Here is a 20,363-nt window from a genome sequence, read left to right as displayed (position 1 = left end):
CGGAGGAAAACGGGAGGCGAACAAGTTGAGCACCGTAAAACTGACCATTGACAATATACCGGTGGAAGTTGAGGCCGGAACGACGATCTTAAAGGCCGCCGAGGAGGCTGGTATTCATATACCCACCCTTTGTTACCTGGAAGGCATCAACGAGATCGGCGCCTGCCGGGTCTGCGTGGTTGAAGTTGAAGGGGCCAGGAACCTGATGGCCTCCTGTGTAGCCCCGGTAGCCGAAGGTATGGTGGTAAAGACCAACAGCCCGAGGGTAAGGATGGCCCGGCGCCTGAACGTTGAGCTCCTCCTTTCCAACCACGAGATGGAGTGCCCGACCTGCATCCGTAACTTGAACTGCGAACTCCAGTCCCTGGCCCGGGGGCTGGGTATCCGCCAGGTACGCTTTAAGGGCAAAAAGAGCGAGCACCCCGTGGACGATTCGACCCCAGCCCTGGTGCGCGAGCCTGACAAGTGCATTCTCTGCCGCCGTTGCGTGGCCGTTTGCGAAAAGGTCCAGGGAGTTATGGCTATAGCCCCCCTGGGGCGGGGCTTTGACACCGTCATCGCCCCGGCCTTCCAGGAGAAGCTCGTGGACATCGCCTGCGTGGAATGCGGCCAGTGCACCCTTGTCTGCCCGGTGGGCGCCCTGTACGAAAAAGATTACACCAGCGAAGTCTGGGCGGCCCTGGCCGACCCGGAGAAGTTCGTCGTCGTCCAGACGGCGCCGGCCACCCGGGTGTCCATCGGCCAGGAGTTCGGGTTAGCACCGGGGAGCATCAACACCGGCCAGATGGTGGCGGCTTTAAGGCGCCTGGGCTTTGACAGGGTCTTTGATACCGACTTTTCCGCCGACCTGACCATTATGGAAGAAGGCTCCGAGTTTATTGAGCGCTTTACCAAAGATGGCCCCCTGCCGTTGATCACCTCCTGCAGCCCGGGCTGGATCAAGTTTATGGAGCACTTCTACCCGGAGCTTATACCCAACGTCTCCACCTGCAAGTCGCCCCAGCAGATGTTCGGCGCCGTGGCCAAGACTTACTATGCCCGGAAGGCCGGTGTAGATCCGGCCAGGATGGTGGTCGTCTCCATCATGCCCTGCACTGCCAAGAAGTTCGAGTGCCAGCGGCCGGAGATGCGGGACAGCGGCTATCAGGACGTGGACTACGTCCTCACCACGCGCGAGCTGGCGCGGATGATCAGGGAAGCCGGGATTGATTTCAAAAACCTCCCGGAAGAGCAGTACGACGATCCATTAGGCGAATCCACCGGAGCGGGGGTCATCTTCGGTGCCACAGGCGGGGTCATGGAGGCGGCCTTGCGTACGGCCTACGAACTAATTACCGGCGAGACCCTGCCCGCCCTGGACTTCTATGATATCCGCGGCCTCAAGGGCATCAAGGAAGCCACGGTAGACATCAAGGGTACCAAAGTCCGGGTGGCTGTAGCCCACAGCCTGGGCCATGCCCGGCAGCTTTTAGAGCGGGTCAAGGCCGGGGAGCAGTATCACTTCATTGAAATCATGTGCTGCCCCGGCGGCTGCATTGGCGGCGGCGGGCAGCCCATCCCCACCAACACCGAGATCAGGGAGCAGCGCATCAAGGGTATTTATCAGGTCGACATGGAGATGCCCATCCGCAAGTCCCACGAGAACCCGTCCGTTCAAGCCCTTTACCGCGAGTTCCTGGGCAAGCCTTTGAGCGAGAAGTCCCACCACTTATTGCACACCGAATATACGCGGCGGGGGAAATACTAGAGAATCTTTTGCAGTTCGCCAGGACCTCCCCGGTTCTTTAAAAGCGCCGGGGAGGCCTTTTTATCTGGTCGAGAAGGAGAAAGAGGTCTTGTGGCGAAAACTAAAGCAGGCTCGTAAGCTTCATTAAATTTAAGGAGGGAAAAATATCCAATCAAGGGAGAGGAACAACATGCAGGCAATTGATCTGGTAGGCCTGGGGGACAGCCTGACGTGGGGGTATCCCTTCGGGCCGGAGGCCTCCTGGCTGAACCTGGCGGCCGCGGAAACCGGCCTGCAGGTGATCAACCGGGGTATCAGCGGGGAAACGACGGGGGAGATGCTGGCCCGTTTCGATGAGGATGTTGTCCGGCCGGGGCCCCGGGCAGTGACCATCATGGGCGGGACCAACGACGCCTGGGCCGGTTTGGCCGCCGCGGAAGTGGAAAGTAACATCCGAACCATGATTGATAAATCCCGCCGGGCCGGCATCGAGGTTATTATCTGCCTGCCGCCCCCCCTCTGCCGGACAGGTTCCGACATCCCGGCATCGTTCTTGGAAAAGATGGCCGGATTGCTGGCGGATTATCGTGACGCCTGCCGCCACCTGGCCAGCTCCCTGGGTTTAGAGCTTCTGGACTTTTATATCCCCCTCCTGGACCAGGATACTGGTTGGGGGAAAAGAGAATTCTTCGTTGACGACGCCCACCCCAGTATAAAAGGGTATCAGGCCATGGCCGCGGTAGCCGTCGATCTGTTCCGGAAGTTGAAATGTTAGACATGTGCAGATGAGTCCAGGCTGTTTGGCTGAAGCCTGACAGCCTCAGAGTTAGAAAGTATTTAGAAGCTTTCATCCCCCATGAAGGGTGAAGGCGGTGGTCTTTTTTCTTACTCCTGCGGGGGTTTTTCTTTTTTATCAATAGATTGCAACCGCGACTTTTCCTTTTCAATCAGCTGCAGTGCCAGGTCCCAGTGCTGGGCGAGTAATTCCTTTTCACCCGGAGTCAAATCAAGATTGGGCAGGCGCTTGAAGATATTTTTAAAAATAGGGTCAGCAAGCAAGGTCCTGACCCCGGGTTCAAGCAAAACCATAGTTGTTCTGGCCTGGGTTTCATCCTGCAAAGGATAGGTTTCTTTTTGCCGGGAATCAGCACGTCCCAGAAGATAATCAATAGAGACATCAAAAAAGTCGGCAAGCCTTTCCAGGGTTTCCGGGTCGGGCCGGCGTTTATTTTTTTCGTACATGGCGATAGTACTCTGACCCATATTGAGCAATTTGGCCATCTCCGCCTGGGATAAGGCCCGTTCTTTACGCAAGAATGCTAATCTTTCCCCCAGGGACTTCATAATAGCCACCTCATTGCCAATTTAACATGGCGGCGGAAAGCTTAACAATATCATATCACAATTTGTGATAATTTAGTCTTTAAACCTTGACAAATATCGCGAAACGTGATTATATAATCTTAGGATGGGATTTCCAAGGTAATTATGGTGAGATTTATGCGCAATGAGAAACTATACCAGCTACGCCGGGAACGGGGCCTCAGCCAGGTTAAGGTAGCATCTGCAGTTGGTATAACCCAGAGCGCCTATGCCATGATCGAGAGGGGCCAGCGTTATCCACGTAAAGAAACCATGAAAAAGCTGGCCGATTATTTCGGTTTGACGGTAGATGAGCTTTTTTTCAAATAAAGCTCGTTTAGTGCTTCAAAGTCATTTTTTCTTAATTCAAGTGACGGCGTTACACCTAACATACCTCCGGAACAGCTATCCCTTATAGCGGGGTAGCTGTTTTTGTGTTCCTGCCTGGTAGTAAACAGGTTAGTTTCACCCTGGCGGCAGTAGCGACCACCACATTTAAGGGCCATCCACATCCGGTCCGGAAATTCGTCTCCCCATCCAGATAGATGTATTGTATAATAGAGTTTAGGAAAAATAGTGCGGCGAGGGATGAATTGTGCGGGAAATAGTGAAAACAATCACAGGCAAATGCCGGATGTGTTATGCTTGCATCCGCAACTGCCCGGTCAAGGCGATCAAGGTAGTCGACGGCCAGGCCCGGGTGGTACCGGAGCTTTGTATCGCCTGCGGCCACTGCGTCCAGGTCTGTGCCCAGGGAGCCAAGCTGGTCGAGCGGGAAATAGACAAAGTAGAGGAATTCCTGGCTGCCGGCCGGGTCATAGCCTGCCTGGCGCCTTCTTTTGTCGCGGAATTTCACCCCGCCTGGCCCGGCCAGGTGGTGGCGGCCCTGCGGAAGCTGGGTTTTGACGAGGTTTATGAAGTGGCTTACGGCGCCCATCTGGTTACCCTGGAGTATCAAAAGTACCTCCAGGAAGCCGGCGACCGCCAGGGGCTCATCAGCACCCCATGCCCGGCGATAGTCAACCTGGTGACCAAATACTACCCCCGCCTGCTGCCCCAGCTGGTGCCGGTGGTATCGCCCATGATCGCCTTGGGACGCTACCTGAAAGCCCGCAAGGGTCCCGATGTCCGCCTGGTCTTCATTGGTCCCTGCGTGGCCAAGAAAGGAGAGGCCAGGGAGGAAGAAGTAGCCGGGGCGATTGACGCCGTCCTGACCTTTCTGGAGCTAAAGGAGATGCTGGTCGCCAGGGAGATCGACATTAATCTCTGCGGTAACAGCGATTTCGATAATGACCCGGCCTATCTGGGCCGCCTCTACCCCGTCGGGGGCGGCCTCTTACGTAGCGCCGGCATCGATGCCGATATCCTGACCAACCAGGTCCTGGTAGTTGAAGGCCGTGAAGACTGCCTGGATTTTTTAAAAGCAGTAAACGAGGGCAAGATGGTGCCTCAGATGGCTGATATGCTCTTCTGCAAGGGGTGCATCAACGGCCCCATGCAGGAAAACGATTTTTCGCCCTACCGGCGGCGGAAGATTGTGGCCGAATTTACCCGCCAGGGATTGCAAAATACCCGTCCCCAGCCCCTGGATCTCACAGGGATAAACTTGCGCCGGGAGTTTCATGATCAGAGCGTTTTCTTTCCCCGGCCCAGCGAGGCGGATATCCGGGCCATCCTGGCAGAACTGGGTAAGTATACCCCGGAGGACGAGCTCAATTGCGGTGCCTGTGGCTATCCCTCCTGCCGGGAGAAGGCCGTTGCCGTTTATCACGGCCTGGCGGAGAATCGCATGTGCCTGCCCTACCTCATTGCCCAGCTGGAAAAGAGCAACTTCCACCTGCGCCAGGAGCTTAAAGCCTTCCAGGGCAAGTTTGGCCAGCTGGTGGGCAACAGTGCAGCCATGCAGGAGGTCTACCGCCTGATAGAGAAGGTAGCTAAAACCGATGCCACCGTCCTCATCCGGGGGGAGAGCGGTACCGGCAAGGAGCTGGTGGCTAGGGCCATACATTATCACAGCCGCCGGAGCGAGGCGCCCTTCGTCAGCATCAACTGCGCCGCCCTGCCGGAAACCTTGCTGGAGAGCGAGCTCTTCGGCCATGCCCGGGGCGCCTTTACCGGGGCGGTCACGGCTAAGAAAGGACTCTTTGAGGAGGCCAACGAAGGCACCATTTTCCTGGATGAAATCGGCGATATCAGCCTGGGACTCCAGAGCAAGCTCCTGCGCGTCCTCCAGGAAGGGGAATTCTTACGGGTGGGAGAGACCAGGCCGACCAGGGTGAACGTCCGCGTCCTGGCGGCCACCAACCGGGACCTGGAGAAGGCCGTCAAGGATGGCGCCTTCCGGCCCGAGCTCCTTTATCGCCTCAACGTCATTACCATCTGGCTGCCGCCCTTGCGGGAACGGCGGGATGATATCCCCCTGCTGGCCCGTCACTTCCTGGAAAAATCCTGCCAGCGCCTGGGTAAAGAAGTCAATGGCTTCACCCACGAGGCCATGGACGCCCTGATACGGGCCGACTGGCCGGGCAATGTTCGGGAACTGGAGAACGTCATCGAGCGGGCGGTTATTTTGACCGAGAGTAAGAGAATCGAGCTGGGCGATTTACCGCGGCAGTTCCGTAACATGGCCGCCGGGGCTTCCGGCTGGGCCTTCACCCGGGGCATGAGTTTTAAAGAGGCTGTGGCCGCCTACGAATCGCGCCTTATTCTGCAGGCTCTGGAGGAGAGCCAGGGGGTCCAGGCCCGGGCGGCAGAGATCCTGGGCCTGAAGCGGAGCACTTTGAATGAGATGATAAAACGCTATAATTTAATGGGCCGCAAAAATGGTGGTACAAATAAATGAACGCTGTACAAAAATATGAATAGCACGGAAACGGCCAACTATCAGGATTAAGACCAATTCCATTCAAAAAAATGTATAGAAGAAAACAGGCATGGGCTTGTTAAAAAACGACTTTCGCTAGATAAATCAAGGGCGGAAGCCGTTTTTTTATTGTCTGGCACGGGATTTGCTTTTTAAGGATAGTGAAAAGAGGTACAAAAAACCGTTCGGGGGGGATTTTCGACCACTGGATATTTAAAACTAACTTTGTAGCCGGTGAATGACGCAACTGTTTTAAAAGTGTGGTAAAATAACTCTACCCAAGGGGATTTAAAAGGGAGGCGGAAAAAATGTCCCAAGTATTAGCCAGGACAGAATATGGGAAGGTACTGCCAGAACTGACGCCGGCCGAGTTAAATGCTGCTTATGCCCGCCTGGAGGAGCGTTATAATTGCCTGCGGAGCAACTGGGAATGGTTTACGAAGGCCGGTTATTCCCGGGTTGTTGCTGACCCTGCCGGGCGGGTGGAACAAAACTAAAATGCCGGTAATAGCAGGGCACACGATATACGCCGGAAGCCCCTAAAGGAGCTGCCGGCGTTTTTATTTTCCCCGGGCCGCGATATAATAAGCCTTGAGGTGAAAGGATGAATAAACCAGAACTCATGGCCCCGGCCGGGAACCAGGAAGCCCTGAAGGCGGCCATCGCCAACGGCGCCGACGCCGTTTACCTGGGCGGCCGGCAGTTTAACGCCCGGGCAGGCGCTGATAATTTTGATCGGGATGGGATCCTGGCGGCCCTGGATTATGCCCATGAAAGGGGCTGCCGCGTTTATGTCACCGTAAACATTCTCCTGGCTGACCGGGAACTCCCTGCGGCCATGGATTACCTCTATTTTTTGGGAGCGGCGCGAGTGGATGGTGTCATCGTCCAGGACCTGGGACTGGCCCATCTCGCCCGGCGGCTCCTGCCGGAACTACCCCTCATCGGTAGTACCCAGATGACGGTGACCAATGCCGCTGGAGTCAAATACCTGGAGCAACTGGGCTTCAAGCGGGTGGTCCTTGCCCGGGAGCTGTCCCTGGACGACATCAGGGCCATCAGGGAGCAGGTAGAGCTGGAACTGGAAGCCTTCGTCCACGGGGCTCTTTGCTTTTCTTACTCGGGTCAGTGCTTGTTAAGCAGCATGATTGGGGGCCGCAGCGGCAATCGTGGCCGCTGCGCCCAGCCCTGTCGCCTGGCCTACACCCTGGTGGACGAGGCCGGCCATCCCCTGGAAGCGAAACCGGAACACCTGTTAAGCACCCGCGACCTCTATACCCTGGACCGGATTCCGGATTTGCTGGCTGCCGGGGTCACGGCCTTCAAGATCGAAGGCCGCCTGCGGCGGCCGGAGTATGTAGCCGTGGTGACCAGGGCCTACCGGCGGGTCATTGATCGCTACCTGGCCGATCCCCGGGGATTTGCCGTTTCCCCGGCAGAACGGGCGGAAGTGGCCCAGATCTTTAACCGCGATTTTACGCCGGGTTACCTGGACGGCGACCCGGGGGTCGAACTCATGGGGTACGGCCGACCCAGTAACCGGGGTCTTTACCTGGGCCGGGCCGGCCGGCGCCAGGGGGAGCGCTGGCTGGTACGCCTGGAGGCCCCCTTGCGCCGGGGGGACGGCCTGGATGTCTGGGTCAGCCGGGGCGGCCATCAAGGGATAGTGGTTCACCATATCTGGCAGGAGGGCCGGGAGGTGCCCCAGGCACCGCCAGGGACCACCGTGGCCCTGGAGCTGCCCCCTGCCACCCGGCCGGGGGACCGGATCTTTAAAACCAGCGATGTGGAGCTCCTGGAGGAGGTCCGGCGTACCTATACCTCGCCCCGGGAAGAGCCCCGGGTGCCGCTGACCATGGCAGTGCGGGGGCGACCGGGGGACCCCCTGGAACTGGAGGTTGTCGACCCCGGCGGCAACCGTGTCCAGGCCCGGACCGCTGTAGCCGCGGCAGTGGCTAAACGCCATCCCCTGGATATGGCCACTCTAACGGCCCAGCTGGGCCGCCTGGGCAACACACCCTACCGGTTGGACCGGCTGGTGGCGCACTTGGAAGGACCGGTCATGGTACCTTTAAGTGAATTAAACCGGTTGCGCCGGGAGGCCATTGAGGAACTCCGGCAGAAGCGCCTATCCTCCTGGCCGCAACGGGTACCGTCTCCGGAGTCCTTCCGTACCGGCCTGGAAGTTTGCCTAACGCCCCGGGGACGGGTGCAAGCACCAACCACGAAAACGACAATAACAGGGTATACGGGGTTACCAGGGCCGGTAGCAGGAAACGGCTATCACCGGCCCCGCCTGGCTGTAGCCGTAGGCGACGGTGAAGGAGCCCGGGTCGCCCTGGCCGCAGGTGCCGGGAGGGTGTACCTGGCCGGGGAAATCTGGCAGGGGAAAGAAACCCTGGATACAGGCGACCTGCGGGAACTGGTGACCCTGGCCGGGGAGAAGGGGGCAGAAGTCATTCCCGCCCTGCCGCGCCTGTGGCACGAAAAGGAGGCCGGCAGGGTAAAGAAGCGCCTGGAACAATTTATGGAAGCCGGGGCCAGATTGATAATGGTGGCCAATCCGGGCGGCCTGGAGCTATTACAAGAATATCACCTGGCGGGATGGGGCGATTATCCTTTAAATGTATTTAACGTCACCGCAGTAGAGGCTTTGGCCGCTGCCGGTTTACAAGGTGTGACCCTGTCGCCGGAGTTAAATCTGGAACAGCTGCGGGAGTTTAAGTCCCGGGCACCGGGCCTGCCCCTGGAAGGCATCGTCCACGGGTCCCTGCCCCTGATAGTCTCGGCCCACTGCGTCCTGGGAGCGCGGCTGGGGGGCAAAAAACCGGGGCAGGTTTGCACGGCTCCCTGCCGCCGGGGTCGCTATGGACTGAAGGATCGCCTGGGGCTGGTGTTCCCGGTAGCTACCGACCGGCAGTGTCGCTTTTATTTATATAACCCCAAAGAAATGTGCCTCGTGGACCATCTGGCGGCCATCGCCGGCCTGGGTCTGGCCTGGATTCGCATTGAGGCCCGGGAAAAGCCTCCCGGCTATATCCGCCGGGTGACGGCCCTCTACCGGGAGGCCCTGGCCGCCCTGGGGACCAGGGAAGAAAGCAGGGTTCTGGGGGCGGCCGCCCGGGAGGCGGAAGCCCTGGCCCCGGCGGGCATTACCCGTGGCCACTATTTCCGGGGAGTTATTGATGTTTAAATTAACTCCAGCCGGGTGCAACGTCGGCCTTTCCTGTTGACCGCGGCGGTAGATGAAGTTATCATCAGGACGAGGTTGGAAATGGGGGCCAAAGGTTTGAATAAGACGTACATTAAACTGGAACTGGATAAAATTCTGGCCCGGCTGGAGGGCTATTGCCTATCGCCCCTGGGAGCGGAGAGGGTGCGTGCTCTGGAACCGGTCCGGGACCTGGAACTGGTGCGCCGGCGCCAGGAAGCAACGGGAGAAGGGGAACGGGTATTGCTGCGCTATCCGGATTTACCCCTGGGTAACTTCCAGGACATCCGGCCGGAGATCAACCGGGCGGCAGCCGGAGCCATCCTGGAGGGCCAGGAACTCCTCCGGGTGGCCACCACCCTGGCTGCCGGCCGGCGCTTGCGCCAGTTCCTCCTGGGGCTGGAGGGCGAGTGGCCGGTTCTTAAAGGGCTGGCCGCCGGGATTGGCGACTTTCGCCAGCTGGAAAGGGCGATTACGGCCGCCATCGGCCCCGACGGCCTGGTCCTGGACCAGGCCACGCCGCGCCTGGCGAGCCTGCGGCAGCAGGTTCGCCAGGCCCAGGAGAGGATCAAAGAGCGCCTGGATAGCTACCTGCGTTCAACCGAGATGCAGAAATACCTCCAGGATAACCTGTTCACCATTCGCAATGATCGCTATGTCTTACCCGTCAAGCAGGAGTACCGCCACCAGGTACCGGGGCTGGTTCACGATCAATCGGCCAGCGGGGCCACCCTCTTCATCGAACCCATGGCCCTGGTGGAGTTGAATAACGAACTACGCCGTCTCCAGACAGCCGAAGCCAGGGAAGTGGAGGCTATTCTCCTGCACTTGAGTAAACTCGTAGGCGGGCAGAAAGAAGAAATCCTGGCCAGCCTGGCCGCCCTGGGGGAACTGGATTTTACCCTGGCCAAAGGACGCCTCAGCCAGGCCATGGCCGCGGTGCCGCCGCGTCTCAATGCCGGGGGGCGCTGGCGTATCCGCCAGGGTCGTCATCCCCTCCTGGGCGGCCGGGTTGTACCCGTTAGCCTGACCCTGGGCGAGGATTTTGATACCCTGGTCATTACCGGACCCAACACCGGCGGCAAGACGGTTACTTTGAAGACCATGGGCCTGTTTACCCTGATGGCCCAGTGCGGCCTGCACCTGCCGGCGGCTGACGGTACCGAAGTCGATGTCACGGCAGCCGTCTATGCCGACATCGGTGACGAACAGAGTATCGAGCAATCCCTGAGCACCTTCTCGGCCCACATGCGTCAGATTGTGGCCATTGTCAGGGAAGTGGAAGCGGGGAGCCTGGTCCTCCTGGACGAACTGGGAGCCGGTACCGACCCTACTGAAGGAGCGGCCCTGGCCATGGCCATCCTGGACTACCTGACCGGGGTGGGGGCCCGGACGGTAGCTACCACCCACTTCAGCGAACTCAAGGCCTACGCCTATGCCACGCCCCGGGTAGAAAACGCCGCCGTGGAGTTTGACAGCGAGACCCTGCAGCCGACTTATAAGCTCCTCATCGGCACCCCCGGGGAGAGCAACGCCTTCGCCGTTGCCGGTCGTCTGGGACTGCCGCCGGCCCTCATCGAACAGGCCCGTGGCTTCCTGAGCGAGGAGAACCGGCGGGTCAGCCGTCTGATCGAGGGACTGACGGCCGACAGGCGGGCCAGCGCCCGGGAACGGGCCGAGGCCGAATCCTTACGCCGCGAGGCGGAAGCCGCCCGGGAAGCCATGGAAAAGGAACGTAGGGAGTGGCAGCAGCAGGCTGCCAGGCAATTGGAGAAGGCCCGGGAGGAAGCCCGGGCCATCCTCCGCCGGGCCCGTTATGAAGTCAGGGAGCTCATGGCCAGGGTGGAGAAGGCCCTGGCGGAGGAAAGCCTGCGCAGCCAGCAGCAGGTCCTCTCTAGAGCCCGCCAGCGGTTAAAGGAACTGGAGGATGAGGTAGAAACCGGGATGGAACGCTACCAGCCGGTAGCAGGCGGCCAGCCGCCGGAGCACCTCCGGGCGGGGGACAGGGTCTTCCTGGCTTCCTGGGGCCAGGTCGGAGAAGTTATCAGCCCTCCTAACGAGCAGGGAGAGGTCCTGGTCCAGGTTGGCGCTCTCAAAGTGAATGTGCCGGTAAAGGAGCTTCGCCTGGTTAATAACGACCATCACGAAAATAGAACTAAAACTAGAAGGAACGTCGCCGGTGCCGGCTGGACTGTCCAAGCGGCCGTCAATGACGACATCCGGCCGGAAATCGACCTGCGGGGGCTAACCGTAGCCGAAGCCTGCCATCAAGTAGACGAATACCTGGACGACGCCGTTCTGGCAGGTCTGAACCGGGTAAGTTTAATCCATGGCAAGGGTACCGGCGCCCTACGAGTGGCCCTGCAGGACTACCTGCGCCAGCACCCCCTGGTCAAGGGCTTTCGCCTGGGCGGGGCCGGGGAAGGTGGCAGCGGGGTGACCATCGTCGATATCGGCCGTTGACCTGGTGCCAGGGATAAAAAAGAGGGGTAGACCCCGGGGAAAATACTCCGGCGTTTACCCCTCTTTAGCCTCTCCCTTTATTTTTTGGGTATAGCTATGGTCACCTCATTGGAAGGAGTACCCGATTTATCATTACCACTCAGGGCGATTACCCGGTACCGGTAGGTCACCCCCGGTTGCACGCTGGTGTCGGTATAACTGGTTTGCCTGACGATGGCCAGGCTTCTATGGCCGGAACCGCCGGTACTTCTCTCGACGGAAAAGACGTAATTGCCGCCATCAGGTACGTCCCAGGTGAGGATTACCCGGGGCTGGCTGACATTGGGTCCGACCTCCAGCTGGGCATCCAGCTGCGGGGCCGGCGGCCCATTGTCCTGGCTGGGGCCACCGGTACTTTTGCTGAGCTGGTGATCCGGTAGATCGCAATGTCTGGTAGGCACCTGGCCCGGGGGTAATTGTACCTGTTTTACATACTGGGAGGGGCAACCGCCGGATTGGCCCGGTCCCGGGATGTTGGCCAGGAAAAGGGCACCGCCGTGGCGCGGATCGGTACAGATGCTCACCAGGCCCGCTTTGTTACTGTTTCCCCCGCTGTGGAGGGTACAGTATTGCCGCGGCGCTTCCAGATAAGAATCTTCCGCCTTGCCCGTATAGCCATCCGGTCGCCTTAAAAACACGCCGGTGGTGACATTGGGGCAATTGGGGGTGGCCAGCATACCTGTGGTGGGGTCGATCTGTACCTGTACCCAGACGTCGGAGACCTTCGTGGGTAGCATACTCTGGGTAAAGATCTCTTTAACGATAAACTCTTTGGGGGTCAGGTCGCTGGGGAGGAGACCTGACTTGGCGTCCACGTCAGCATAGATAATCCCCGCCGGCCGGGGGAAGTCCTGAACCGGTTTATCCTTCAAAGCGGCCCCGATGACCTTTTTCCAGATTAAGGCCGGGTAGCCGCCGCCGGCGACGCTTTTCAAGTAGTGCTGGGGGTCGGTCTGGTCATAGCCCATCCATACGGCCCCGACTAGTTCTGGCGTATAACCAACGAACCAGGCGTCCTTTTCACCATTCAAGTTTTTGAACTCCGGTGTTTCCGGCAGGGAGGTAGTACCGGTTTTGCCGGCAGCCGGACGGCCAATTTGGGCCCTGGTGCCGGTACCGGAGGTAACTACCGTTTCCAGCATATCGGTCATGAGGTAGGCAGATTGCTCGCTCATGACGGCCTGCTTCTGGGGATTAACTACAATCAGATCCCGGCCGTTGTGGTCGGTAATCCGGGTAATCAGGTGGGGGGTGATATATACCCCCTGGTTGGCAAAGGTGCCATAGGCGGCAGCCATCTCCAGGGGCGATACCCCGGTAGTCAGGCCACCCAGGGCCAGGGACAGGTTGCGATCCTCAGGTTTAAGGGGCAATCCCAGGCGCAGTCCGAAATCGTAGCCAGTATCGACACCAATGGTATTTAGCATCTTGACGGCGGCGACGTTGACGGACCAGCGCAGGGCTTCCCGCATGCTGATGAGCCCCCGGTAACGGCCATCGTAGTTACGGGGGGTAAAGGGTTTGGGTGACCCGGGGAAGGTGGTGGGTACGTCGTCAATGACATAGGCCGGAGGATAGCCTTTTTCGAGGGCAGGGGCATAAACAACCAGTGGTTTAATCGTGGAACCGGGTTGCCGCTCAGCCTGGATCGCCCGGTTAAAGCCCCGGCGGGTAGTATAATCGCGCCCGCCAACCAGGCCACGTACCTCGCCGGTATGGGGGTCCAGGACAACCATGGCGCTTTCGATCTGGCGGTCTTTGGCGCTGGGAGGGAAGTTATTTTTATCCTGGTAAACCTGCTCCATTTCAGTTTGGATGGCGGGGTCCAAGGCTGTATAGATTTTCAGGCCGCCCCGGTAAAGTTCGGAGGATTCGATACCGTTGCTCTCAAGTAAGCGGCTGGCTTCCTCGACTACAGCATCGATATAATAGGGATACTTGTCTACCGGAGCCTTTTTGGACTCCTTAAAGGTTAATTTTTCAGCCTTGGCCTGGTTGGCTTGTTCCTGGGTAATGTAACCGTATTTTACCATATTATCCAGGACGACAGCCTGGCGGTCTTTAGCTGCCTGTTCATTACCCTTGACGAAAGGGTTGTAATTACCCGGGCTCTGGATGATACCCGCCAGCATAGCCGACTGGGCGAGGTCGAGGTTCTGGACGTCTGTACCAAAGTAGTACTGGGCGGCGGCTTCCACCCCGTAGGTACCGGGGCCGAGGTAGACGATATTCAGGTATTTCTCCAGGATTTCTTTTTTAGTATACATGCGCTCCAGTTGAATGGCCATGAGGGCTTCCTGGATTTTACGTTTGAAGGTCCGCTGCGGATTTTCAATGAAAGCATTTCTAGCCAGTTGCTGGGTCAGGGTGCTGGCACCCTCCTGGATGCTCCCGTGGCGCAGGTTGATAATGGCTGCCCGGAGAATTGCTTTCAAATCGATACCATGATGCTGGTAGAAACGGGCGTCCTCAGTAGCGATAACAGCGTTTTGCAAATTGACAGGTATTTTATCCAGGGGCACTACCACCCGGTTTTGCTCACCGTGAAGCTCGCCGACCAGCTGGTTGTTGCGGTCGTAAACAAAGGTGGTCATGTCCAGTTTGAAATTATCAGGTTGCCAACCAGGCATAGTGCGGATGATACCGATGGCAAAGCCGGCACCGGCACCTACCAGAATCACACCTAGGACTAACAGGGTCAATAAAACTGCCCGGAAAACATTCAATTTCCTTTTGCGTTTTTTCTCTGGAGCCATTCCTAAAATGACCTCCTTTCAACGGCTTTTTCATTATATCATAGCCCGGCCGCCAGGGGAATGATGATACCTTGAAGGACGGCCGGGGCTTATGCTAAACTTAAGCAAGTGCTACTTAAAAATAGACGTTGGGGCAGCAAAGAATTGCATGATTATTTCGGAGGATGGTTTAAGTTGGAACAAGAAGTCGCACGGCAGTTAAGGATCCTCCGCCGGGGAGTGGCTGAGATTGTGCCTGAGGAGGATTTGCAGGCCAAACTCAGAAAATCCCTGGCCACCGGTAAACCCTTAAAGGTTAAACTGGGTTTAGACCCTACGGCCCCGGATATTCATCTGGGTCATACGGTGGTGCTCCAGAAACTGCGCCAGTTTCAGGAATTGGGCCACCAGGTGATAATCATCATCGGCGATTTTACCGGGCGTATAGGCGATCCCACCGGTAAATCGGAAACCAGGCGCCAGCTTACAGAAGCAGAAATCCTGGCCAATGCCGAAACCTATAAGGAACAGATTTTTAAAGTACTGGACCCAGAGCAAACCCGGGTGACCTTTAACAGCCACTGGCTGGGCAAGCTTACCTTTGCCGAAGTCATTGAACTGGCAGCTAGGACGACGGTGGCCCGCATGCTGGAGCGGGACGATTTTGCCCGCCGGTTCCAGGAAAATCGTCCTATCAGCATCCATGAGTTTTTTTACCCCCTAATGCAGGGTTATGATTCCGTGGCCCTGGCTGCAGATGTCGAACTTGGGGGTACGGATCAGAAGTTTAACCTCCTTATGGGCCGTCACCTGCAGCGTGAATATGGCCAGGAGCCCCAGGTGGCCATGATGATGCCCATCCTCCCCGGCCTGGACGGCGTACAGAAGATGAGCAAGAGCCTGGGGAACTATATCGGTATCAAGGAATCCCCCCGGGAGATGTACGGTAAGACCATGTCCCTCCCTGATGAACTCATGCTCACCTATTACGAGCTGGTGACGGCAGTGCCCCTGGAGGAGCTGGCAGCCATCAGGCAGGGCCTGGCCAGCGGCAGCCTGCACCCCAGGGATGCCAAAATGCGCCTGGCCCGGGAGATAGTAGCCATGTATCACACTCCGGAAGCGGCCCTGGAGGCGGAGAGGGAATTTCGCCAGGTCTTCCAGCAGCATGACCTGCCTGATGATATGCCGGAATTAACGATTAAAGAAGACAGGGTGTGGCTGCCCCGGCTCATGGTCCAGGCCGGGCTGGCTCCCAGCACCAGCGAGGCCCGGCGCCTGATCCGCCAGGGTGCAGTAAAGATCGACGGTGAACGGGTAACCGATCCTGACACCGAGGTTGAGGTCAGGGAGGGCCAGGTCCTCCAGGCCGGTAAACGTAAATTTGCCCGGCTGCACACATTTTAATCACCCCCTGAGTATACTTCTTATATGGGGGTGATTGCCTTGCGGCGGCGGTGGCGGCGCCCTGGAAGGCGGCCGTGGGGAGTGGCAGCGCTGGTCCTGGCCGGTTTGCTTCTACTTTTACTCCTGGAATGGCGCCTGGGACCGGCTCTGGAAGCGGTGGCAGCTACCCAGGCCAGGTGGGTGGCCACCGAGGCTATGCAGCAGGCAGTGCTGGATAAAATTACCGGCCAGGTAAGCTATAATAATCTCATCCAGCCCGGGAGCAGCGATGGCGGCCAGGTAGTCTTCATGCAGGCCGACGCCCTGGGTATCAGCCGCCTCCAGGCTGCGGCCCAGCTGGCCATCCAGGAACGCCTGGCGCGGCTGCAGGGTAAAACCTATTACCTGCCCCTGGGGCAGATCCTGGGGTTAAAACTCCTGGCGGCCTATGGCCCCCCGGTACCATTACGCTTTGTCCCCATGGGCACGGTAAAGGTTAATGTCGGTGATACCTTTGAAAGCGCCGGCATTAATCAGACGCGCCATCGCATCTACCTCCAGGCGGAGAGCGAGGTTCAGGTAGTAGCCCCTTTTAGCCGGGAAAAGGTACAGGTAGCCACCACCATTCCCGTGGCCGAGGCCATTATCGTCGGCCCGGTACCCCAGACCTACGTCTCCCTGGGGTCGGAAATGTTAAAAGGTATTTTAAGGGCACCTGGATTCTAATTTTTCTTGTCCAACAGGCAGGAATTAGACAATTGAGGGCGAATAAATAATACCTGAGCGGTGTGGAGACCGCGCTGGATGGAAGGCCACGAGGAGGTCAGAACCGGCTGGAGCCGGTGGGATTCCCTGTGGCCCTTTTTGCTTTTTTACTGCAACTTTCTTAAGGGGGTATTCCTGCTGCGCATAGCTGTAGTCGATGGCCAGGGCGGCGGTATCGGTAAGCACATAACCGCCAGGCTGCGACAGGAACTGCCGCCGGAAGTCGAAATCCTGGCCCTGGGAACCAACGCCGCGGCTACCGTAGCTATGATCAAAGCCGGGGCCAATGAGGGGGCTACCGGCGAGCGAGCCATCATCTACAACGCTCCCCGGGTCGAGGCCATCACCGGTTCCCTGGCCATAATCCTAGCTGACGCTATGCTGGGCGAATTGACCCCGGCTATGGCGGCGGCCATCGCCGCCAGCCCGGCACGCAAATTTCTCCTGCCAATCAACCGGTCGGGGGTAGAAGTAATAGGAGTCACCCCCGAGCCGTTGCCCCATTTAATTGAAGCCCTGGTTAACCGCGTGAAGTTTTTTTATCAGGAGGGAGGGGATAAGGATGTGTGAAGCCAACGCCTACCTGCTCAAAGAGAGCGGGGAAGAGGAACTGGTCTTTGAGAATGTTGACCGGGTCTTGCCCGGGGAAGAGGGTATTATGATGGAAGATATTTTCGGTAAACGCAAACTCCTGCGGGCGCGGATTAAAGAAATGGCCCTGGTGGACCATAAAATCATCCTCGAAGCCCTCTAAGCCGGGCGTTAGTTACGGCCAGGCCACGGCATACTATAGTTGCCGTGGCTTTTTTACTTGACAGGCCCATGACCAGGGATTAAAATGTAAATAATTCCGATATAAATACTTAGTTATAAGGAGGAAGGCAGCATGAAGATAGCCCGGGATGTTACCCAGTTGATAGGGCAGACGCCGATCCTGCGCCTGAACCGCCTGGTAGAGGACGGGATGGAGGTATACTTAAAAATCGAGTTTTTTAATCCTGGAGGCAGTGTTAAGGACCGCATTGCCCTCAGCATGATTACCGCTGCGGAAGCCGACGGCCGCTTGAAACCCGGGGATACCATTGTCGAGCCCACAAGTGGTAATACGGGTATCGGCCTGGCCATGGTGGCGGCCGTACGGGGTTACCGCCTGATCCTGGTTATGCCGGAAACAATGAGTATTGAGAGGCGCAAGCTCCTGGCGGCCTATGGGGCGGAGTTCGTCCTGACTCCGGGAAACCTGGGGATGAAGGGGGCTGTAGATAAAGCAAATGAACTGGTACGGGAGAACCCCGGTTACTTTATGCCCCAGCAGTTTGAAAATCCGGCCAACCCGGCCATCCACCGCCAGACCACGGCCAGGGAGATCCTGGAGCAAATGGACGGTAAAGTAGACGCCTTTGTGGCCGGCGTCGGGACCGGGGGTACCCTCACCGGGGTGGGTGAGGTCCTGAAAAAGGAAATCCCGGGGGTAAGGATTGTAGCTGTGGAACCGGCGGCTTCACCGGTCCTTTCTGGAGGCCAGCCAGGACCCCATAAGATTCAGGGTATAGGTACCGGCTTTGTCCCGCCGGTCTTGCGCCGGGAGGTGGTTGACGAGATAATCACCGTCACCAACGAAGACGCTATGGAAACGGCCCGGCGCCTGGCACGGGAGGAAGGCCTGCTGGTGGGCATCTCTTCGGGCGCCGCTGCTTTTGCCGCCCTCCAAGTGGCCCGGCGCCTGGGCCGGGGGAAAAGGGTACTGGCCATCGCCCCCGACACCGGCGAGCGCTACCTGAGTACGGAGTTGTTCAAGATAGGCTAAGGGAAAACGGCAGGCCGGTGGCCTGCCGTTTCTACTGCTATGAAGTTCTACTGGCCGATGAATTCCTGGACCCAGTAGTGGCCATAGCTGCCGCCGCTGGCATAGCCGACACCTATGGCCGTAAAATTAGCGTTTAAGATATTACTGCGGTGGCCGGGGCTATTCATCCAGGCCGCTACCACCGCCTCCGGTGTTGGGTAGCCGGCGGCGATGTTCTCCCCGGCTATACGGTAGCTAATGCCGAATTGCTTGAGCATATTGGCGAAGGAACCATAAGTGGGCGACTCATGGCTGAAATAATTCTTGTCCCGCATATCTTCGGCCTTGAGGCGAGCTACCCGGGCCAGCTGCGGGTCTGCTGCCAGGGGTTTCAGGCCGACCTTGGCCCGCTCGGCATTGACCAGGTTCACTACCTGCTGTTCGTAAGCGCTTAACTGGTAGTTACCGGCGGGGGCGGGTTGGGGGGCAGGTTGCGGTGCTGGTACGGCCGGATTGCCGGGACTGGTTACCGGGGCCGGTGCGGGTTTAGATGCTGGTTGTGGTGCAGGCGCCGGTGCCGGAGTCGGGGACTGCCTGGTGACCTGTCCGCTGCCGGCGTTCGGAGAAACATGCCACCGGTAGTGCCAGCTCCAGTAAGGGGCGGTATACCAGCTATAGTTATAGGAGTAAATACCCCTGGTAGAGTTAGAGGCGGGTGTAGCAGCCCGGGCCGCGCTTAAAGGGGCGGCAGCCACAACGGCGGCCAGCAGGATTTTCAGAGCTGCGGTGAGCCACTTGTGCTTCAAAGCGGTCAATCCTCCTTTTACTCCTTTTTTACGCCTGGCCAGGCCAGTAAAAAATCCACCTCCCTTCCAACGCCTCCGGGGTTAGCTGACGGGTGCGGGCTGGAAGTGCCCTATGCCGCTCCCGGTCTTTCTCCCACCGTTGCCCGGCTCCGGACAAAGACGAGAGGTGTATACTGGAAGCGGGATTAACCCCAAGAATATGGTTCCCCCGGTTTCTTTTAAAAGAAATTCGGCGTTTACAGGTGGCCATAACGTTAAATTCATTTTACCATAAAATAAGGGTATAGTTAACATAAAATTGGCAGGCAGAATTTGCTATAACCCATGCTTTAAATAAGCCCGGGCGGTAAATGTTGCTTAAATAAGGCCCTGTATGTTAGAATTTCAATGTTGAGTATATAAGAAAGGGGGTAAGAGAGATGTCCGGACATTCCAAGTGGGCCAATATTAAAAATCGCAAGGCCAAGGTTGATGAAAAACGGGGCCGCCTCTTTACCAAAATCGGGCGGGAAATTATCATCGCCGCCCGGATGGGAGGCGGTGATCCCGAGGGCAATATGCGCTTAAAGGCTGCTATAGCCAAGGCCAAAGCAGCCAATATGCCCAACGAGAACATCCAGCGGGCCATTATGCGCGGTACCGGCGAACTAGAAGGGGCCGCATATGAGGAAATGACCTATGAAGGTTACGGTCCCGGTGGCGTAGCCATGCTTCTGAATATAGCCACCGATAACCGGAACCGTACAGCTTCAGAAATCAGATATATCTTTTCCCGGGGCGGTGGCAACCTGGGCGAAAGCGGTTGCGTAGCCTGGATGTTTAACCCCAAAGGGGTAATTACGGTGGAGGTCCCCGCCGGGGATAAACGGGAAGAAGTAATCCTCCAGGCTATCGAGGCCGGGGCGGAGGATGTCGATGACGAGGACGACGAGGTATTGGAAATCAAGACGGCGCCCGGGGACCTGGAGGCCGTCCGGGAAGCCCTGGAGGCCAGCGGTGTTACCATAACACACGCTGAGGTTGAGATGGTACCGCAAACGACTGTTACCATCGACGACCCGGAGACAGCAGGCAAGGTTATGCGTCTCATTGAACGCCTCGAAGATCATGACGACGTCCAGGCAGTATATACAAACGCTGATATTCCTGCAGCAATTATGGACCAATTAGATATATAGCGAGGTATAAAACTACAGGCCGCCGGCAATGCTAGTTAGTGGC

Annotated in this window: 16 protein-coding genes and 1 riboswitch; of the genes, 13 read left to right on the top strand and 3 right to left on the bottom strand. The window is 58.0% G+C overall.

Annotated elements, in window-relative coordinates:
* The first annotated feature begins 25 nt into the window (after positions 1 to 25).
* Together MOTHE_RS08345 and MOTHE_RS08340 are read left to right on the top strand one after the other, a co-directional pair.
* Positions 26 to 1,747 carry an NADH-dependent [FeFe] hydrogenase, group A6 gene (locus MOTHE_RS08345; protein ID WP_011393219.1) on the top strand — a complete coding sequence of 574 codons (1,722 nt, stop codon included), beginning with the start codon at positions 26 to 28 and terminating at the stop codon, positions 1,745 to 1,747.
* Between the two features lie 169 nt (positions 1,748 to 1,916).
* A complete protein-coding gene (locus tag MOTHE_RS08340; protein WP_011393218.1) occupies positions 1,917 to 2,501 on the top strand; it encodes an SGNH/GDSL hydrolase family protein in 585 nt (194 codons plus the stop codon).
* 110 nt (positions 2,502 to 2,611) lie between these two features.
* Here MOTHE_RS08340 and MOTHE_RS08335 read toward each other — a convergent pair whose 3' ends face one another.
* Complete coding sequence (locus tag MOTHE_RS08335) at positions 2,612 to 3,070, bottom strand: helix-turn-helix domain-containing protein (RefSeq protein ID WP_011393217.1); 459 nt, start codon at positions 3,068 to 3,070, stop codon at positions 2,612 to 2,614.
* A gap of 156 nt (positions 3,071 to 3,226) precedes the next feature.
* Here MOTHE_RS08335 and MOTHE_RS08330 point away from each other — a divergent pair, with 156 nt between their 5' ends.
* The 5 genes from MOTHE_RS08330 (at position 3,227) to MOTHE_RS08310 (ending at position 11,625) form a co-directional block, all read left to right on the top strand.
* Positions 3,227 to 3,418: a helix-turn-helix transcriptional regulator gene (locus MOTHE_RS08330; RefSeq protein ID WP_025773019.1), complete on the top strand. Its 192-nt coding sequence runs from the start codon at positions 3,227 to 3,229 to the stop codon at positions 3,416 to 3,418.
* A 277-nt stretch (positions 3,419 to 3,695) separates the two neighbouring features.
* The gene (locus tag MOTHE_RS08325; RefSeq protein ID WP_162490070.1) at positions 3,696 to 5,930 is read left to right on the top strand and encodes a sigma 54-interacting transcriptional regulator; all 2,235 of its coding nucleotides are present in this window, start codon (positions 3,696 to 3,698) and stop codon (positions 5,928 to 5,930) included.
* Between the two features lie 329 nt (positions 5,931 to 6,259).
* Positions 6,260 to 6,448, top strand: a complete 189-nt coding sequence (locus MOTHE_RS08320) for a hypothetical protein (protein WP_025773017.1) — start codon at positions 6,260 to 6,262, stop codon at positions 6,446 to 6,448.
* Between the two features lie 107 nt (positions 6,449 to 6,555).
* Positions 6,556 to 9,144, top strand: coding sequence for a U32 family peptidase (locus MOTHE_RS08315; RefSeq protein ID WP_011393214.1), 2,589 nt, complete (start codon positions 6,556 to 6,558; stop codon positions 9,142 to 9,144).
* An 81-nt stretch (positions 9,145 to 9,225) separates the two neighbouring features.
* Positions 9,226 to 11,625: an endonuclease MutS2 gene (locus tag MOTHE_RS08310; protein ID WP_420890986.1), complete on the top strand. Its 2,400-nt coding sequence runs from the start codon at positions 9,226 to 9,228 to the stop codon at positions 11,623 to 11,625.
* Between the two features lie 77 nt (positions 11,626 to 11,702).
* Here MOTHE_RS08310 and MOTHE_RS08305 read toward each other — a convergent pair whose 3' ends face one another.
* Positions 11,703 to 14,420, bottom strand: coding sequence for a transglycosylase domain-containing protein (locus MOTHE_RS08305; RefSeq protein WP_011393212.1), 2,718 nt, complete (start codon positions 14,418 to 14,420; stop codon positions 11,703 to 11,705).
* A gap of 144 nt (positions 14,421 to 14,564) precedes the next feature.
* On the opposite strand from MOTHE_RS08305, the gene tyrS reads away from it, so the two are divergent.
* The 5 genes from tyrS to cysK all read left to right on the top strand — a co-directional run bounded on the left by tyrS (position 14,565) and on the right by cysK (position 18,357).
* Positions 14,565 to 15,806 (top strand): tyrosine--tRNA ligase, encoded by a 1,242-nt coding sequence (gene tyrS / locus MOTHE_RS08300; protein ID WP_011393211.1) that lies wholly within the window; start codon positions 14,565 to 14,567, stop codon positions 15,804 to 15,806.
* A gap of 81 nt (positions 15,807 to 15,887) precedes the next feature.
* Positions 15,888 to 16,511 carry a sporulation protein YunB gene (yunB, locus tag MOTHE_RS08295; protein WP_053094900.1) on the top strand — a complete coding sequence of 208 codons (624 nt, stop codon included), beginning with the start codon at positions 15,888 to 15,890 and terminating at the stop codon, positions 16,509 to 16,511.
* A 177-nt stretch (positions 16,512 to 16,688) separates the two neighbouring features.
* Positions 16,689 to 17,120, top strand: a complete 432-nt coding sequence (locus MOTHE_RS08290) for a DUF3842 family protein (protein WP_025773011.1) — start codon at positions 16,689 to 16,691, stop codon at positions 17,118 to 17,120.
* Positions 17,113 to 17,304 carry a CooT family nickel-binding protein gene (locus tag MOTHE_RS08285; RefSeq protein WP_053094899.1) on the top strand — a complete coding sequence of 64 codons (192 nt, stop codon included), beginning with the start codon at positions 17,113 to 17,115 and terminating at the stop codon, positions 17,302 to 17,304. The genes MOTHE_RS08290 and MOTHE_RS08285 overlap by 8 nt, the downstream gene beginning before the upstream one ends.
* Before the next feature lie 132 nt (positions 17,305 to 17,436).
* Positions 17,437 to 18,357, top strand: a complete 921-nt coding sequence (gene cysK / locus MOTHE_RS08280; protein WP_053094898.1) for a cysteine synthase A — start codon at positions 17,437 to 17,439, stop codon at positions 18,355 to 18,357.
* A 47-nt stretch (positions 18,358 to 18,404) separates the two neighbouring features.
* Here cysK and MOTHE_RS14150 read toward each other — a convergent pair whose 3' ends face one another.
* Positions 18,405 to 19,142 carry a CAP domain-containing protein gene (locus tag MOTHE_RS14150; RefSeq protein ID WP_011393207.1) on the bottom strand — a complete coding sequence of 246 codons (738 nt, stop codon included), beginning with the start codon at positions 19,140 to 19,142 and terminating at the stop codon, positions 18,405 to 18,407.
* Positions 19,143 to 19,196: 54 nt separating this feature from the next.
* Positions 19,197 to 19,387: riboswitch (cyclic di-AMP (ydaO/yuaA leader) on the bottom strand.
* Positions 19,388 to 19,561: 174 nt separating this feature from the next.
* Between MOTHE_RS14150 and MOTHE_RS08270 the strand changes: the two genes are divergently transcribed.
* Positions 19,562 to 20,320 carry a YebC/PmpR family DNA-binding transcriptional regulator gene (locus MOTHE_RS08270; protein WP_011393206.1) on the top strand — a complete coding sequence of 253 codons (759 nt, stop codon included), beginning with the start codon at positions 19,562 to 19,564 and terminating at the stop codon, positions 20,318 to 20,320.
* Positions 20,321 to 20,363: the final 43 nt, after the last annotated feature.

The sequence above is a fragment of the Moorella thermoacetica genome, assembly GCF_001267405.1.
GTDB lineage: Bacteria > Bacillota > DSM-521 > Neomoorellales > Neomoorellaceae > Neomoorella > Neomoorella thermoacetica.
The sequence above is the reverse complement of the archived record's forward strand: the minus strand, read 5'-3'. Positions and strand labels throughout refer to the sequence as shown.